Genomic DNA, 16,387 nt, shown 5'->3' on the forward strand with positions numbered 1-16,387 from the left:
ATCTCATCTTTTTCGGACGCGACGCCGAGCAGGCCTATACTGACGGTGATGGCGAATCATTAGCCGCATTTCAGTATCCGATGGTCAGAACACCTTTCTTTCACCCCCAGGTGAGCCTTGATAAGGAGATTCACGATGAATCACAGTTCAGCGAAGCGTTATAACAGTGTTATCCCGCCCTACATGCTTAACCGTATTATTGAACACGGAACAGAACCCCAGCGCCGGTGCGCGAAACAGACGCTGGTACATGTCAATACGCTGATGGCACAACCTTATGCGAAGCCGCAAAAGATTGTGACCGCCAAAGCCGGTCAGGTTGAGCGTGATATTTATGACGCCAGAAACACTACGCAACTGCCGGGAGAGTCAGTCCGTAAAGAAGGTCAGGCCAGTAACGGCGATGTGTCTGTTGATGAAGCCTATGATTATCTCGGCGTGACTTATGATTTCTTCTGGCAGGCATACAAACGTAACTCGCTCGACGGCAAAGGGCTGGCTCTGCTCGGCACCGTTCACTACGACAAAGGCTATCAGAATGCATTCTGGAACGGTCAGCAGATGGTCTTTGGTGACGGCGACGGGGAGATTTTCAACCGTTTCACTATCGCTATTGATGTCGTGGGACACGAGCTTTCCCATGGTGTCACTGAATCTGAAGCCGGTCTGGACTATAACGGGCAGTCGGGTGCGCTGAATGAATCGCTCTCGGATGTGTTTGGCTCACTGGTGAAACAGTTTCATCTGAAACAAACCGCTGACAAAGCCGACTGGATTATTGGTGAAGGTCTGCTGGCAAAAGGCATTCACGGCACTGGCCTGCGTTCGATGTCCCATCCCGGCACCGCCTATGACGATCCGTTACTCGGCAAAGACCCGCAGCCTGCCGACATGAAAGGTTATGTGAACACCCGCGACGATAACGGCGGCGTACATATCAATTCAGGGATCCCTAACCGCGCATTTTATCTGGCGGCGACTAAACTCGGTGGGAACGCCTGGGAACGTGCGGGTTATGTCTGGTATGACACTGTCTGTGATAAATCCCTGGCGAAAGATGCTGACTTCGTTGCCTTCGCTCAGCTAACGGTCAAAAACGCGGGCAAACGCTTTGACGATACAGTCGCCCAAGCGGTGCGTGAAGCCTGGGAGCAGGTTGGAGTGATGTAAATGAAACCTTTAGATTCGCTGGAAAGTAATACGGTAATTGAAATCTACCGTGAGGGAGGGGTCGCCTTTATCCCCAAACTCAGCGGACCGCGACGGGTTGAGCTTTCAGGCATGAGTGATGACAAGCGGCGGGAAATCTGCCAGCTGATCAACAAAACGCTGCCCTTTGCTCAGGAAAAAGAAAACGCCGGTCGGGGTGACCAGCGTTATTTCCGTCTCGAGATTTACTACGCGTCAGCAGAGCATTCTGCCAGTCTGGTGGTGATTATTCCCGAAACCGAGACGCCCGAAGAACTGGTCGATTTATGGAAACAGGCTCCCCCCGACGATCACTCATCCGAATAAGGTGAATACGTAAACGTTACCCGTTTTTTAGAAATCATCCCGTGCCCGTTTTGGCAGAAGTAATCTACCGCGCCGCAGGCTTTCAGTGCCTGTAACGGTTGCTGACAATCCGGGCATAACGCCGTTTGCTTATAATCGGTATGGCAGGTGTCACAGTGAAAGTGACCGCTTACCCAGTTCATCGGCTGACCGCAGACAGGACAGAGCGCATCCATTGGTAATCCCCTCTAAATGACGCCCAGCGTCCGCAGTAAATACAGACCCAGTGCAGTCGTGAAAAATGATCCCAGCGTCGTGACGGCAATAATGTTGGCCGCCAGCGTGGCATTACCGCCCATCGCGCGGGTCATGACGTAGCTGCCCGCCGCAGTCGGCGTACAGGAAAAGAGAAATATAACGCCGAGCGCCGCGTCGCGAAAGCCAAACAGCCATGCACCAAAGGTCATCAAAGCAGGCACAAATACCACACGCGAAGCAGAAGACCAGGCCGCCACGTTTGAACTGCGGAACATCGCTTTCCAGTCGAGGCTCGCCCCGGCACACAGCATCGCCAGTGGCAGCGCCATACCTGAAATAAAATCACCGGTGCTGGCTATCGTCGGCGGCATCGGTAAATGGCTGTACTGAAACGCCAGTCCGAGCACCAGACCGATGATCAGCGGATTAGTCACAATGCCATGCAGAATCGGCTTAAACCCGATACGTTTCCCCTGCCCGCCTTTCAGGCTGCGGGTCAGGGTAATCACGGACAGCACGTTGAAGAGGATCACCGTCACCGCCAGATACATCGACCCCAGCGCAATGCCTTCACTACCAAATGCCAGTGACGCATAGGCCAGCCCGGCGATACCGGTATTCGCACGAAATCCCCCCTGCACGAAAATGCCGCGCTCACGGGGATCTTTCACCAGCTTAATTGCCACCAGTTCCAGCAGCAGAAAGGTCACGACGGTGGCCAGGCCACCATAAATGGCGAGTGGAAGATTAGAACCGGAAGAGTCGTGTCCTTGCGCCACACTGAAAAACAGCAGGCAAGGAAGCGCGATATTGAAAACCAGACGGCTGGCTTTTTCGTTAAAACTGTCGTCCATCAGGCCGGTGCGGCGTAAAAACATGCCCAGCAGCAGGATCAATAAATTGGGAACCGTAACGCCAAACGCAAAACTCCAGGTCTGCCAGAACATCCAGCCAGCTCCTTGCGGGGAAATGAAGACAAAAAAATGGGGTACATTCTCATGCACCCCATTCGTTTAGGATTTGTTTTTCAGGTGCTGCATCAGACGTCGGCGCTTACGCTGCTGGTGCGGGGAAAGCGAGTTCTTCTTGCCTTCATACGGGTTCTCACCCTCTTTGAACTGAATGCGGATTGGCGTACCCATCACTTTCAGTGAACGACGGAAATAGTTCATCAGATAGCGTTTATAGGAATCCGCCAGGTCTTTCACCTGGTTACCGTGGATAACCACGATTGGCGGGTTATAACCACCGGCGTGAGCATATTTCAGCTTAACGCGACGACCGTTAACCAACGGTGGCTGGTGATCGTCAGCGGCCATCTGCATGATACGGGTCAGTAAGGAAGTGCTTACACGCGTAGTCGCGCAGGTATAAGCTTCGTTGACTGACTCAAACAGATTGCCGACGCCGCTGCCGTGCAGGGCAGAGATGAAGTGAATACGCGCGAAATCGACGAAACCGAGGCGCAGTTCCAGCTGATCTTTCACCTGCGCACGCGCTTCTTCGTTCATGCCGTCCCACTTGTTGACAACAATCACCAGTGAGCGTCCGCTGTTGAGGATGAAACCTAACAGTGAGAGATCCTGATCTGAAATGCCTTCACGGGCATCGATGACCAACATGACCACGTTGGCATCTTCAATCGCCTGCAGGGTTTTGATTACCGAGAATTTCTCCACGGTTTCAGTCACTTTTCCGCGCTTACGCACACCGGCGGTGTCAATCAGAACGTATTCACGTTCGTCACGCACCATCGGGATATAAATACTGTCACGCGTGGTGCCCGGCATGTCGTATACCACGACGCGCTCTTCGCCCAGAATACGGTTAGTCAGTGTGGACTTACCTACGTTCGGGCGTCCTACGATAGCCAGTTTGATTGGCAGAGATTGCGGGTCGAAATCGTCTTCCACGTCTTCAGGGATTTCATCACCGGTGCCTTCCTGCTCAGCCCAGTAAGCGGCGTTAGCCTCTTCTTCGGTGAGTTCGACTTCTACCGGTTTTTCACCCACGAACGGGATCAGAACGTGTTCGATAAGCTGCGTGACGCCACGACCGTGTGAAGCGGCGATAGCATAAACTTCGCCTAAACCGAGCGAGTAGAAATCGCCGGCAGCGCTGTCCGGATCCAGACCGTCAGTCTTATTCGCGACCAGGAAAGTGGCTTTTTCACGGCTGCGCAGATGCTGGGCAATGCCCTGATCGGCAGGCATCAGGCCCGCACGTGCATCGACCATGAACAGGACGATATCCGCTTCTTCGATAGCGAGCAGAGACTGCCCCGCCATGCGGGTCTCTACGCCGTCTTCGGTACCGTCAATACCACCGGTATCCACGATGATGAATTCATTACCCTCAATTTCGGCACGACCATACTTGCGGTCACGCGTAAGACCCGGGAAATCCGCAACCAGCGCGTCACGCGTTTTGGTTAAACGGTTAAATAAAGTGGATTTACCCACATTCGGGCGCCCTACAAGCGCAACGACAGGTATCATTTTGAAGCCTCAGTTTTTTTAATATGGTGCAAAACGCAAATAGCTGGCCTGCAGAATTTCAATACAAACCACTAAAATTCAAATTGTTACAGCGCAATTCATCAAAACCCATTGCGCAGATTTCAGAATACGAAACGGCCCCTGAGCAATTCAGGAGCCGTTTTAAAGCCTGGGATCAACCGATCTCAGAGCCTGACGCAGGTCGCGATATTAGCGGGTGAAGGAGTAAACTTCGCCACCTTTCGCCTGCACGACCAGCTTGTCACTGGCCACAATCGGTCCGCTCAGGAAGCCGTCACTGTCGACTTTCTGCTGAGCCACAAAACGACCATCTGTGGTGTTGATCCAGTGCAGATAACCTTCGGAATCACCGACCACGATGTAACCATTATACAACACGGGGGCTGTCAGGTTACGGTGCAATAATTCACTCTGACGCCACACGCTGACACCACCCTGGGTATCAAGCGCCATTACGCGGTCATCCTGGTCAACCATGTAGATGCGGCCGCCATCGACGATGATGTCGTTGACTGAGCCTACATCACGTTTCCACATGATCTGACCAGAACGAAGATCCATCGCCACCAGACTGCCGTTATAAGCCAGTGCATACACAACACCATCAACGATAACCGGCGTGGTATCTACATCGCTCAGACGGTCAATTTCAGTGGTGCCGGTAGTCTGGGAGATACGTTGTTGCCAGATCAGCTGACCTTCTTTCATCAGTACTGCGCTGACGCGACCGTTGTCACCACCGACGATAGCTGCACCAAAGGCCACGGCCGGAGCCGATTCGCCACGCAGGGAAAGCGTTGGCATATCGAGGTTAGCTGTCCATTGGATTGTACCATCGGACTCGCTCAGCCCCTGCAACATACCGTTGCCGGTGTGTACCAGAATCAAACCATCGCTGACCACAGGACGGGAAAGGGCTTCACCCGCGACTTTGGTCTGCCAGGCCACGGTGCCATCAGAAGTGTTCAATGCATACACCACAGCTTTTTCGCTGCCGACATACACATGACTACCCGATACCGTCAGGCCGCCGGAAAGCTGTGCGGAAATGTTCCGGGAGAGGAAGCCGGTCTTTTCAGACAGGTTAACGCTCCATTTTTCTTTACCGCTGTCGGCGTCGAGTGCTTTAACCACACCAAAACGATCAGCAGCATAGATAGTGCTGTCCTGCCAGGCCGGACGCAGGTTGGAATAGAAGTCGCCTACACCGTCGCCTACGGATTTGCTCCAGACTTTAGTCGGAGTAAATTGATTCTCAACTTTTGGCAGCGGAGACATTTTTACCACGTCTTCTTCGCTGTTAAACAATGAACAGCCACTCAGCAGGGCAACTGAAACCCATCCTACCAAGAGTGTTTTACGCAATTGCATCGGGGTTCCCCTTAGCTGGCTAAGTTGTTCAATTTCATACGCAGCACAGTTTGCAGCGTTTGAGAGGGTTTAGAATCGAGTCCTTTGCTGTAGGCTTCACGTGCGCCTTTTGCATCGCCTTTCGCAAGCAGAACATCACCACGGATGCCTTGCTGCATAGCCGCCCAGCCTTCACCCTTCACGCCATCTAACGTTTTGAGTGCATCATCAAATTTGCCTTGCTGCATCTGGATACGAGCCAAACGTAAATTCACCAGCGAGCGTAAATTATCTTCTTTAGCCTGACCTTGTGCCTGAACTAACTGCTTTTGAGCATTCGCGAAATCTTTGGTCTCAACGAAATGATCAGCCAGTTGCAGGGCAGCAAACACCCCGTAATTATTGTCATTGCTCTGAGCAAACTTCTCGAGACTGGCCACGCCTTGCGCATTATCGCCAGTCATCGACTGATTAGCTTTCTGGAAAGACGCAGAAGCTTCTGTCAGGGCAGTGTCCTGGTGACTCTGCCAGAAACGCCAGCCGCCCAGGGCTGCAATACCCAGAACAACGCCGATGGCCAGCGCTTTACCATTTTCGGCAAAGAAGCGACGTACAGCATCAACCTGTTCATTCTCAGTGGTATAGACTTCCACAGTGTCCTTCTCCTTAACCCAACATCGAAGCCAGACGCGCGGCGATTTCGCTCTGCGCCAGCGTTTCTTGCGTTCCACTCTGCAGGTCTTTTACCACAACCTGCTGATTAGCAACTTCATCTTCGCCTAATACCAGGGCAATGCGTGCACCCCATTTATCAGCACGGGCGAATTGCTTTTTGAAGTTACCACCACCGTAGTTAGTCATGACTTTCAGCTCAGGCAATGCATCACGCAATTTTTCAGCCAGTTGCATGGCCGCGCTTTGCGTACCGGCACCGGAAGAAATCACGTAGGCATCGACAGTGGACGGCGCTTTGAATTCCGGGTTTACGGCCTGAACCAGTAACACCAGACGCTCAAGGCCCATCGCAAAACCGACTGCAGGCGTTGCACGGCCACCCAGTTGCTCGACCAGACCGTCGTAACGGCCACCGGCACACACGGTACCTTGTGAGCCTAAACTGTGAGTTACCCATTCGAACACGGTGCGGTTGTAATAATCCAAACCGCGCACAAGTCGCTGATTAACCGTATATGGGATGCCAGACTGGTCTAAAAGTTCACACAGACCTGCAAAGTGTTCTCTTGATTCTTCATCAAGATAATCACCCAGCTCCGGCGCATCATTTAATAACGCCTGAATATCCGGATTTTTAGAATCCAGAACGCGCAGCGGATTGCTGTACATGCGACGTTTGCAGTCTTCATCCAGCCTGTCTTTGTGCTGCTCAAGGAAAGCCACCAGCGCATCACGATAGTTGGCGCGGGCTTCCAGTGAACCGATAGAGTTCAGTTCCAGTGCAACGTGCTCAGAAATCCCCAGCGCACGCCACCAGCGGGCAGTCAGCAGAATTAATTCTGCATCAACGTCCGGGCCTTGCAGGCCAAAGACTTCCACACCCAGCTGATTAAACTGACGATAGCGGCCTTTTTGCGGGCGCTCGTAGCGGAACATCGGACCGATGTACCACAGACGCTGTTCCTGATTGTACAGCAGACCATGTTCAATACCGGCGCGCACGCAGCCCGCCGTACCTTCAGGACGCAGCGTCAGGCTTTCGCCGTTGCGGTCTTCAAAGGTATACATTTCTTTTTCCACGACATCGGTCACTTCGCCGATAGCGCGTTTAAACAAGGGGGTCTGCTCTACAATCGGCATACGGATTTCACTGTAGCCGTAGCTGCCGAGCACCTGTTTCAACGATCCTTCAATGCGTTGCCACAGTGCAGTGTCTTCTGGCAGGTAGTCGTTCATGCCGCGAATGGCCTGGATATTCTTTGCCACGTCAGTTCTCTATCGTTTTATAAAAAATGAACCCGATTATAGGGGCTTTGTGGGCTGTGGTTCAACGCACAGTCTCAGTCACCCCAGTCGGGTTCAATATAATGCAGGTGTACGCTGACACCCGCAACCGATGTTACTTTTCAAGATGATTGATAACGATACGTTTACTCTCATCCATCAGCGCCGCTTTGGCGCGAATTTTGGCTTCTAACTGGTCGATCATGTCGTTGTTGTCAAAGCGTTCTCTCTGACGAACACCGTCTTCATAGAAACCGCTTTTATTATGACCGCCGGTCACGCCCAAGGTGGAAACCAGTGCTTCGCCCGGACCGTTAACCACACAGCCGATGATCGAAACGTCCATCGGCGTGATGATATCTTCCAGACGTTGTTCTAACGCATTCACGGTGCCGATGACATCAAACTCCTGACGCGAACAAGTCGGACAGGCGATAAAGTTGATACCACGGGAACGGATACGCAATGATTTGAGGATATCGAAACCGACTTTGACTTCTTCAATCGGATCAGCCGCCAGTGAAATGCGCAGTGTGTCGCCGATGCCTTCTGAAAGTAGCAGCCCTAACCCGATGGCCGATTTAACGGAACCTGCACGCAGGCCACCCGCTTCGGTGATCCCCAGATGCAACGGCTGAACAATCTGTTTGGCCAGCAAACGGTACGACTCAACGGCCAGGAACACGTCAGACGCTTTTACGCTGACTTTAAACTGGTCAAAGTTGAGACGGTCAAGAATATCGACATGGCGCATCGCTGATTCCAGCAACGCCTGCGGCGTAGGTTCGCCGTACTTTTCCTGGATATCTTTCTCCAGAGAACCGCCGTTCACACCGATACGGATAGGAATATTTTTGTCGCGTGCGCAATCCACCACAGAGCGGATGCGGGATTCGTTACCGATGTTACCCGGGTTAATACGCAGGCAATCTACGCCGTATTCTGCAACCTGCAGGGCGATGCGGTAATCGAAATGAATATCAGCGACCAGCGGGACGTTAACCTGCTGTTTGATAAGTTTGAATGCTTCAGCAGCATCCATCGTGGGCACAGAAACGCGAACAATATCGACACCGACGCGTTCCAGTGATTTGATCTGTGCGACTGTTGCCGCGACATCTGTGGTGCGGGTGTTGGTCATCGATTGCACTGCAATCGGTGCTCCGTCACCTACAGGCACCTTGCCGACATAAATCCGGGTTGATTTGCGACGGGTAATGGGTGCTTGGTTATGCATTACTTCACTCTCCATCGTTGCAATCGTCTGACAAACTGCCGATTACTCGGCAGCTAAGGTCAGGCGCGCAACACGGCTTGATTTTACAAAACGACTTAAATCAACCGGCTTGCCCTGGAACTGGATATCTACCGCACCCGGCGCACCGATTTTCAGTTTATACGGCGCAGTGCCCTTCACGCTGAAGGTTTCACCGCCTTTCTTCATGCCGCTGAACAGGGTTTTACCTGACGCGTCATCAATCTGGAACCAGCAATCAGCTTTAAAAGTAAAAGTGACCGCTTGTGGATCCGCACCCGCTGCCGCAGCAGTTTGTGCATCACCGGTTGGCAGACCGTTTTCAGCGGTGGCTGGCTGGCTGGTAGAAACGGCAGCAGGTGCCTGTTCTGTCGGCGCAGTCGTCGTCGCTGGCGCACTGTTGGCTGTCGCCGCCGGTGCTGTGTTCAACGGAATGCTATTCTGAGCAAGCGGTGCGTTTGCAGCAGTCGCTGGCGCAGAAGAAGTATCGTCAGTGGTCGGTGCAGAATTCGCATTATCGCCCAGAGGAATAGTCTGCCCCTGGCCGTTATCCTGATTCAGCTGTGCCGATGACTGATCGGCCATGGTGGCGATTTCCTGCTGTTGCGCCTGATGATTTTGCCACCACCATGCACCCGTCAGACCAATCACGACAAACACCACCAGCCAGGTAAAGCCCATCAGCCAGCCATCGCGTTTTTTGCGAGACTTACCGAGAGAGAACCCTTGCATTGATGCCACTTTAGGCACTTTGATTGGCGCTTGCTTACCGATCAGACCTAATAATTCTTCTTCCGGTACATGAACCAGCTTGGCATAGGAACGGAGATAACCACGCAGGAAAGTCGGCGCAAGATCGGCCGGCGTCGTTTCTTCTTCGATTTGGCGAATAGTTGAGACTTTCAGACACAGGCGTTCTGCAACGGCCTGATGGCTAAGACCTAACTGTTCACGAGCCTGACGCAGACGTTCGCCTGTGGTCAGTTTTGCATTATTTTCTTGAGGGGCTTCAGTATTCATTGGCTAAGAACTGCTGGTACTGTTTAGATTGTGGGTAACTACGCGCAAGTTGCTTACCGTAGCGTTGAACGCTATCCGGGTTGCCCGCTAACGCAGCGAATCGAATTTGCAACATGATGCTGTCAGCAGTGGCTGGCAGAACATGTTGATATACATCCAGTAATAGTTTCGCCTGAGCGCGGTTCCCTTTCCCAAATTCTTTGGTTGCCTCAGTCAGCAAGGGTGCGCCTTTATCGGGATCAACTTTTAATGCCCGGCTTAGTAACACTCGCGCTTCCTCATTCTGATTGGCCTTCAGAAAACAGTAGCCTGCATTTTCCAGACTGTCAGCAACCTGACCGTAATCAGGCGCATTAGCTGCTGCGCTAAACTGCTGTTGTGCGGGTACATACTGCCCTAAACTACACAAAAACGCACCGTAATTATTTAAGACAGTCCCATTTTGCGGCGCCAGCTGCAGCGCTTGCTGGTAGCGGCTTTCTGCGGCTTTCTGATTGCCGTTTTTTTGCTCGTAAAGTGCCATGCCCAGCTGCGTCCGGTAATCCTGCGGCGCACCGTCAACGGCTTTCTGCAAATTCTGTTTTGCCGCGTCCATGTTCCCCTGATTCAGGTATGCCATACCCAACTCAAGGCGCGTTTGTGCTGCGCCACTGGCCGGTTGCGACTCTTGGGGTGAGCTGGAACAACCCGCCAGCAAAGCCACAGACATACCTGTCACTATCAACATTTTTACACTGCCCTTCATTGTCATGCTTAATTCCCTTTACCCTGCCAGCGACAATAAAACAGCGGGCTTCACCGGAAAGCTGTGGTGAAGCCCAGCACACATCTGGTATCAGACGGCTTTAACGGAAATCTGTTGCTCGCCTGCCATTTTTTTCTTCAACGTACGTTTGGTACGGTCGATAACATCACCGGCCAGCTGACCACACGCGGCATCGATGTCATCGCCACGGGTTTTGCGCACGATAACCGTAAAGCCATAATCCATCAGAACTTTAGAGAACCGATCGATACGGCTGTTCGAGCTGCGGCCATACGGCGCGCCAGGGAACGGGTTCCATGGGATCAGGTTAATCTTGCATGGCGTGTTTTTCAGACGCTCGGCCAGTTCGTGCGCATGCTCGGTGCCATCATTGATGTGATCCAGCATAACGTACTCGATGGTGACGCGCCCCTGATTGGCATTGGATTTGCCAATGTAGCGTTCAACCGCAGCCAGGAAGGTATCGATATTGTATTTGCGGTTAATCGGCACGATTTCGTCACGAATAGCGTCGTTAGGTGCGTGCAGGGAAATCGCCAGAGCAACGTCAATCATATCGCCCAGTTTATCCAGCGCAGGCACAACGCCTGATGTGGAAAGCGTCACGCGACGTTTTGACAGACCAAAACCGAAATCGTCGAGCATGATTTCCATCGCCGGAACCACGTTATTAAGGTTCAGCAACGGCTCGCCCATGCCCATCATCACCACGTTGGTGATAGGACGCGTACCCGCCACTTTCGCGGCGCCGATGATTTTTGCCGCACGCCATACCTGACCAATAATTTCGGACACGCGCAGGTTACGATTAAAGCCCTGTTGCGCCGTGGAGCAGAAAGTACATTCCAGCGCACAGCCTACCTGAGAAGAAACGCAAAGCGTCGCACGGTCGCCGTCCGGGATATACACGGTTTCGACCAGCTGTCCGCCTACCTGAATAGCCCATTTAATGGTGCCGTCAGTGGAACGTTGTTCAGAAGCGACTTCCGGTGCACGAATTTCGGCAACGCGGGCCAGCTTTTCACGCAGCACTTTGTTGATATCGGTCATTTGCTCGAAATCATCGCTGCAGTAGTGATACATCCACTTCATGACCTGATCAGCACGGAACGGTTTTTCGCCCATGTTGATAAAGAACTCACGCATTTGTTTGCGGTTAAGGTCAAGAAGGTTAATTTTTGCGGCAGCAGGCGCAACAACAGCGATGGCTTCTGCGGAAGTTTGGGTAGTCTCAGACAAGGTTTGCTCGGGCGTGTTGAATTCTGACATGAAAAAATGGCCTCGTTGTTACACGTTATGGCGTATTGGAAGTGCAGAGCTGGCTGTTTTTTTATAAACACGACAAACAGATAGCCTGCAAATAAATTGCGCCCCGAAGAGGCTGGCTCATTCGGGGCGCAACATTGTACAAATTTTAGGGCACGGTTGCCATGTTTGGAAAGTGACTGTTACAAAATTCTTGCAAATTTGCGGCACATCTTCCAGCAAAGCTTACCCAAAAATCTTAACGCGGGCAGATTTCGCTTTCGGTGAAGAAGTAAGCGATTTCGCGTTGTGCAGATTCTACAGCGTCAGAACCGTGAACCGCGTTAGCAGTGAAGCTGTCAGCGAAGTCTGCACGCAGGGTACCTGCCAGAGCGTTGTCCGGGTTAGTTGCGCCCATGATGTCACGGTTACGCTGAACAGCGTTTTCGCCTTCCAGAACCTGAACCATGATTGGGCCAGAGGTCATGAACTCAACCAGACCGTCGAAGAAAGGACGGCCTTTGTGTTCTGCGTAGAAGCCTTCAGCTTGTTCTTTAGTCAGTTTCAACATTTTAGACGCGATGATGGTGAAACCAGCGCGTTCGAAACGTGCGTAGATAGCACCGATGTCGTTGTTAGCTACGGAGTTTGGCTTGATGATGGAGAAAGTGCGTTCGATAGTCATGAAAAAACCTCTGTCTGACTTTTATAGGTAGGGCCGGTTAATTTAATGTTATACCTGCCGTAAAATGGCGGTGATTATAGGGAGCGAAGTTAAGATTGCCTACCCGAATCACAACATTTAATTAAAAAAATGTGTGATTGATTCACTCTCGAACCTAAACCGCACATTTTCCTTAAACAAAACAGGGGCAAAACGGCGTTCTGCCCTGATTTTATGCCTGACCTGAAGACGGGATAATATTCCGCAGCCAGCTTCCCCACTTGCGCTGATAGAAAGGCTGCGTATGGCTTATCAGATAATGGCTGATACCGCGTTCCTTTTCAGAAACGATACAGAAATCCACCGGGCGGTTATCAGGTGACGTTTCGCTCGCCACATTACCCGCCTCGCGGATCAGCGCGTCGATTTCCTGATCATCACCATCCGCTTCCACACCAATCAGCAGGTTCGGCTGGTCGTCTACGGCTTTATCGTGGATCAGCGCCATAAAGGCACGGCGCACCGGCTTCTTCTGCGTGAACAGCGTGGTCAGTGCGTCGATCATCGCAGACGGATATTCCTCCGGCTGGCCGATCAGCAGCTGGCTTTCTTTATCCAGCACCAGCTCCGACGGCGCATGCAGCCCGCCATTACTCAGTAACAACGTGACTTCGTTCGGGGTGAATTCCTTGCCGTATTCCGACTTTGGATTCAGAAACAATTCTTCCCCTTGTGTCATTTCAAACAACACGCGGGCGGGCAGCGCGACAAACGCCTGCTCATCCGGACTTTCACCGGCACTGGCTTTTTCCAGGACATCTACCGAAGAAAAGAAGGGAATGATTGAACTGCCATCCTGCTTTTCCCAGTGCAAAATATTCAGTTCACTGCCTGCGGTGATCGCCACACTGCCCTGCTTTTCAGCGTCATCCTGCCCCGCATCACCCAGCACAAAAACGGTGGATTCCAGCAAGGTTTGATAAAACGCAGGACGCCACGCAGGCGCGGTGACAGACAGGCGAAGCAGGCGCTCCAGCTCGTTTTCACCGTCGGTCGCCGCCGCGCCAGCAGGAAGATGATCGTGTGGGACACTCATGATTCTTGACTCCGGTAATGGTATAAAACGGGGCGCTGTTAAGCGCCCCGTTGTGTTTCATGCATTGCTTTCTGAAACTTACTTCGCTTTAGCTAACAATAAGTTGGCGACGGTACGCACACCTAAACCGGTCGCACCGGCAGACCACTGATCCGCTGCGCTTTTACGGTAAGTGGCGGAACAGTCGATGTGCAGCCAGCCTTTCTTATATTCCGTCACGAAATGAGACAGGAACGCCGCTGCCGTGCTCGCGCCCGCAGTATGCGCAGGACCTGCAATGTTGTTCAGTTCAGCGAAGTTAGAAGGCAGATGCGAACGGTGGAACTCTTCCAGCGGCAGGCGCCAGAAAGGTTCATTTTCAGCCTTCGCGCTTTCCAGCAGTTCGCCGGCCAGTGCATCATCAAAGCTGAACAACGCGTGGTAATCGTTGCCCAGGGCAGTTTTTGCCGCACCGGTCAGCGTTGCCGCATCGATGATAAGTTCCGGGTTTTGCGCAGAAGCATCGATCAGGCCATCAGCCAGCACCAGACGGCCTTCGGCGTCGGTGTTCATCACTTCGACGGTTTTGCCATTGCGGTAGCGGATGATGTCGCCGAGTTTCAGTGCGTTGCCGCTGACCATATTATCCGCACAGCACAGATAAAGCTTCACGCGTTTGTTCAGGCCGTTAGCCGCCGCCAGCGCCAGTGCGCCGGTCAGCGTCGCGGCGCCACCCATATCGGCTTTCATGGAATCCATAGAAGCGCTGGGTTTGAGGCTGTAGCCGCCGGTATCGAAGGTAATACCTTTGCCGACCAGGCAGGCGTAAACCGGTGCATCCGCGTCGCCGCTCGGGTTGTAATCCAGTGCCAGTAATACCGGCGGACGGTCAGAACCACGGCCTACGGTGTGGATCCCCATGTAACTTTGCTGACGCAGGTCGTCGCCTTTGGTGATGCGGTAGCTGACTTTTTCGTTACCAAATTCGCACATCAGATCAACAGCGCGTGTGGCCAGCTGCTCCGGGGACAAATCTTCCGCCGGGGTATTGATGGTGTTACGCACCCAGTCGATAATTTTCAGGCGTTGTTTCAGCGTGTTCGCGTCATCTTCAGACAGTTCAGCCCATTCAACATTGCGCGTGCCTTTCGGACCACGGAAGCCCTGCCAGAATGCCCAGCTGTTTTCGAGATCCCAGCCTTCACCCGCCAGTTTGACGTTTTTAACGCCCTGACCGTCGATGCGGCGTGCCGCGCGAGAAATAGCCGTCAGCGCATCGCCGTCTTTCAGATGAATGGTCATACCGGCGGCATCCGTGCTCAGTGTTGCCTTTTCGCCCCAGCGTGCATCAGCTGGCTCAGACGAAAGGAAAACGGACATCGCTTCATTGGTTGTTACTTCGGAACTCATAACAGGACTCCTGATTGTTTTTATCTTCAATGAATATTTATTATCAATGACAGGCAAATCACCCGGTCAGCGGGTGGCACTTCATTTCGTATAAACAGGCGGCAATTCACGCAAGCGTCGGACTGATTTCACCACCAGCGCAATCGCGTAATCAATTTCTTCTTCCGTGGTCCAGCGTCCGAGAGAAAAACGGATTGAGCCGTGTGCCAGCTCCTCGCTTAATCCCAGCGCGCGCAGCACGTAAGAGGGTTCAAGACTGGCAGAAGTACAGGCTGAACCGGACGATACAGCCAGATCCTTGAGCGCCATAATCAGGGATTCCCCTTCAACATCGGCAAAACTGACGTTAAGAATATTTGGCGCGGCATGTTTCGCCGTACCGTTGAGAAACACCTGATCAAGCTGCTGAATACCTTTCCACAAACGATCGCGCAGTACGGTCAGACGCGCCACTTCGGCCGTCATTTCTTCATTGGCAATGCGGTAGGCTTCGCCCATTCCGACAATCTGATGCACCGGCAGCGTTCCGGAACGCATACCGCGCTCATGGCCACCGCCGTGAATTTGCGCGTCAATCCGCACTTTCGGTTTGCGGCTGACATACAGCGCGCCAATGCCTTTCGGCCCATAAATCTTATGCGCAGAAAATGACATCAGATCCACTTTCAGTTCACTGACATCAATCGCAATTTTGCCCACACTTTGTGTCGCATCCACATGGAACAAAATACCGCGACGGCGGCACAGTTCGCCGATTGTCGCAATATCCTGCACCACGCCGGTTTCATTATTCACCTGCATGATCGACACCAGAATGGTGTCCGGGCGCAGCGCCGCTTCAATCATAGCAGGAGGAATAATACCGTCAGCCTGCGGAGCTAAATAAGTGACGTCGAAGCCTTCGGATTCCAGCTGAGCACAGGTGTCTAACACCGCTTTGTGTTCGGTCTGACTGGTGATGAGATGGTTGCCTTTATCACGCTGGGCGTGGGCCGCGCCCTTAATCGCCAGGTTGTCAGATTCTGTCGCGCCCGATGTGAAAACAATTTCACGCGGGTCAGCATTAATCAGCTCAGCAATCTGGTTGCGGGCGACATCCACCGCTTCTTCGGCCTGCCAGCCAAAGCGGTGAGAGCGGGAAGCCGGGTTACCGAAAGTACCGTCGAGTGTTAAACACTGCATCATCATCTTCGCCACACGCGGGTCAACCGGCGTGGTGGCAGAATAATCGAGATAAATAGGCAATTTCATGGCAGGTAAGCTCCGGACTGCGCGTTCGGCTTCGAACGAAAGAATGAAAAAAACGACATCCAGTTTAAAACGGGTTCGCAGATTCTTAAAAGGGAAATGACACTTTGCGGGCACTAATCGG

The 16,387-nt window shown here is 52.6% G+C and carries 16 protein-coding genes; 2 read left to right on the plus strand and 14 right to left on the minus strand.

Annotated elements, in window-relative coordinates; translation table 11 throughout:
- The first annotated feature begins 135 nt into the window (after positions 1-135).
- On the plus strand, positions 136-1,170 hold the full coding sequence (locus D5398_RS09070; protein ID WP_120507304.1) for a M4 family metallopeptidase: 1,035 nt from the start codon (positions 136-138) through the stop codon (positions 1,168-1,170).
- Entirely contained in the window at positions 1,171-1,515 is a 345-nt protein-coding gene (locus tag D5398_RS09075) for a protealysin inhibitor emfourin (RefSeq protein WP_120507305.1), read from the plus strand.
- On the opposite strand, the gene D5398_RS09080 is transcribed toward D5398_RS09075, so the two are convergent.
- The 14 genes from D5398_RS09080 to D5398_RS09150 form a co-directional block, all read right to left on the minus strand.
- Complete coding sequence (locus D5398_RS09080) at positions 1,500-1,730, minus strand: zinc ribbon domain-containing protein (protein WP_120507306.1); 231 nt, start codon at positions 1,728-1,730, stop codon at positions 1,500-1,502. The two genes, D5398_RS09075 and D5398_RS09080, sit on opposite strands and share 16 nt — an antisense overlap.
- A 12-nt stretch (positions 1,731-1,742) precedes the next feature.
- Complete coding sequence (locus D5398_RS09085; RefSeq protein WP_120507307.1) at positions 1,743-2,699, minus strand: AEC family transporter; 957 nt, start codon at positions 2,697-2,699, stop codon at positions 1,743-1,745.
- A 66-nt stretch (positions 2,700-2,765) separates the two neighbouring features.
- Positions 2,766-4,250 (minus strand): ribosome biogenesis GTPase Der, encoded by a 1,485-nt coding sequence (der, locus tag D5398_RS09090; protein ID WP_120131739.1) that lies wholly within the window; start codon positions 4,248-4,250, stop codon positions 2,766-2,768.
- Positions 4,251-4,460: 210 nt separating this feature from the next.
- Positions 4,461-5,642, minus strand: coding sequence for an outer membrane protein assembly factor BamB (bamB, locus tag D5398_RS09100; protein WP_120507309.1), 1,182 nt, complete (start codon positions 5,640-5,642; stop codon positions 4,461-4,463).
- An 11-nt stretch (positions 5,643-5,653) separates the two neighbouring features.
- Complete coding sequence (locus tag D5398_RS09105; protein ID WP_120507310.1) at positions 5,654-6,274, minus strand: YfgM family protein; 621 nt, start codon at positions 6,272-6,274, stop codon at positions 5,654-5,656.
- A 13-nt stretch (positions 6,275-6,287) separates the two neighbouring features.
- A complete protein-coding gene (gene hisS, locus D5398_RS09110) occupies positions 6,288-7,562 on the minus strand; it encodes a histidine--tRNA ligase (RefSeq protein WP_120507311.1) in 1,275 nt (424 codons plus the stop codon).
- 133 nt (positions 7,563-7,695) lie between these two features.
- Positions 7,696-8,817: a flavodoxin-dependent (E)-4-hydroxy-3-methylbut-2-enyl-diphosphate synthase gene (gene ispG / locus D5398_RS09115; protein WP_120507312.1), complete on the minus strand. Its 1,122-nt coding sequence runs from the start codon at positions 8,815-8,817 to the stop codon at positions 7,696-7,698.
- 42 nt (positions 8,818-8,859) lie between these two features.
- The gene (gene rodZ, locus D5398_RS09120; protein ID WP_120507313.1) at positions 8,860-9,855 is read right to left on the minus strand and encodes a cytoskeleton protein RodZ; all 996 of its coding nucleotides are present in this window, start codon (positions 9,853-9,855) and stop codon (positions 8,860-8,862) included.
- Entirely contained in the window at positions 9,845-10,582 is a 738-nt protein-coding gene (gene pilW, locus D5398_RS09125) for a type IV pilus biogenesis/stability protein PilW (RefSeq protein ID WP_208645921.1), read from the minus strand. The genes rodZ and pilW overlap by 11 nt, the downstream gene beginning before the upstream one ends.
- 108 nt (positions 10,583-10,690) lie before the next feature.
- Complete coding sequence (gene rlmN / locus D5398_RS09130) at positions 10,691-11,890, minus strand: dual-specificity RNA methyltransferase RlmN (protein ID WP_279635003.1); 1,200 nt, start codon at positions 11,888-11,890, stop codon at positions 10,691-10,693.
- Between the two features lie 235 nt (positions 11,891-12,125).
- Complete coding sequence (gene ndk / locus D5398_RS09135; RefSeq protein ID WP_013574367.1) at positions 12,126-12,551, minus strand: nucleoside-diphosphate kinase; 426 nt, start codon at positions 12,549-12,551, stop codon at positions 12,126-12,128.
- Between the two features lie 211 nt (positions 12,552-12,762).
- A complete protein-coding gene (gene sseB / locus D5398_RS09140) occupies positions 12,763-13,626 on the minus strand; it encodes an enhanced serine sensitivity protein SseB (protein WP_120507315.1) in 864 nt (287 codons plus the stop codon).
- Positions 13,627-13,704: 78 nt separating this feature from the next.
- Entirely contained in the window at positions 13,705-15,015 is a 1,311-nt protein-coding gene (pepB, locus tag D5398_RS09145; protein ID WP_120507316.1) for an aminopeptidase PepB, read from the minus strand.
- 81 nt (positions 15,016-15,096) lie between these two features.
- Complete coding sequence (locus D5398_RS09150; protein ID WP_120507453.1) at positions 15,097-16,266, minus strand: IscS subfamily cysteine desulfurase; 1,170 nt, start codon at positions 16,264-16,266, stop codon at positions 15,097-15,099.
- Between the last annotated feature and the right edge of the window lie 121 nt (positions 16,267-16,387).

The sequence above is a fragment of the Rahnella bruchi genome, assembly GCF_003614975.1.
GTDB classification, from domain to species: Bacteria; Pseudomonadota; Gammaproteobacteria; order Enterobacterales; family Enterobacteriaceae; genus Rahnella; species Rahnella bruchi.

Coding starts and splice junctions, on each gene's coding strand:
- ndk (WP_013574367.1), bottom strand. CDS start 12,551: ATGACTATCGAACGCACTTTCTCCATCATCAAGCCAAACTCCGTAGCT.
- D5398_RS09075 (WP_120507305.1), top strand. CDS start 1,171: ATGAAACCTTTAGATTCGCTGGAAAGTAATACGGTAATTGAAATCTAC.
- pilW (WP_208645921.1), bottom strand. CDS start 10,582: ATGTTGATAGTGACAGGTATGTCTGTGGCTTTGCTGGCGGGTTGTTCC.
- sseB (WP_120507315.1), bottom strand. CDS start 13,626: ATGAGTGTCCCACACGATCATCTTCCTGCTGGCGCGGCGGCGACCGAC.
- D5398_RS09080 (WP_120507306.1), bottom strand. CDS start 1,730: ATGGATGCGCTCTGTCCTGTCTGCGGTCAGCCGATGAACTGGGTAAGC.
- D5398_RS09085 (WP_120507307.1), bottom strand. CDS start 2,699: ATGTTCTGGCAGACCTGGAGTTTTGCGTTTGGCGTTACGGTTCCCAAT.
- der (WP_120131739.1), bottom strand. CDS start 4,250: ATGATACCTGTCGTTGCGCTTGTAGGGCGCCCGAATGTGGGTAAATCC.
- D5398_RS09150 (WP_120507453.1), bottom strand. CDS start 16,266: ATGAAATTGCCTATTTATCTCGATTATTCTGCCACCACGCCGGTTGAC.
- ispG (WP_120507312.1), bottom strand. CDS start 8,817: ATGCATAACCAAGCACCCATTACCCGTCGCAAATCAACCCGGATTTAT.
- rlmN (WP_279635003.1), bottom strand. CDS start 11,890: ATGTCAGAATTCAACACGCCCGAGCAAACCTTGTCTGAGACTACCCAA.
- rodZ (WP_120507313.1), bottom strand. CDS start 9,855: ATGAATACTGAAGCCCCTCAAGAAAATAATGCAAAACTGACCACAGGC.
- bamB (WP_120507309.1), bottom strand. CDS start 5,642: ATGCAATTGCGTAAAACACTCTTGGTAGGATGGGTTTCAGTTGCCCTG.
- D5398_RS09070 (WP_120507304.1), top strand. CDS start 136: ATGAATCACAGTTCAGCGAAGCGTTATAACAGTGTTATCCCGCCCTAC.
- pepB (WP_120507316.1), bottom strand. CDS start 15,015: ATGAGTTCCGAAGTAACAACCAATGAAGCGATGTCCGTTTTCCTTTCG.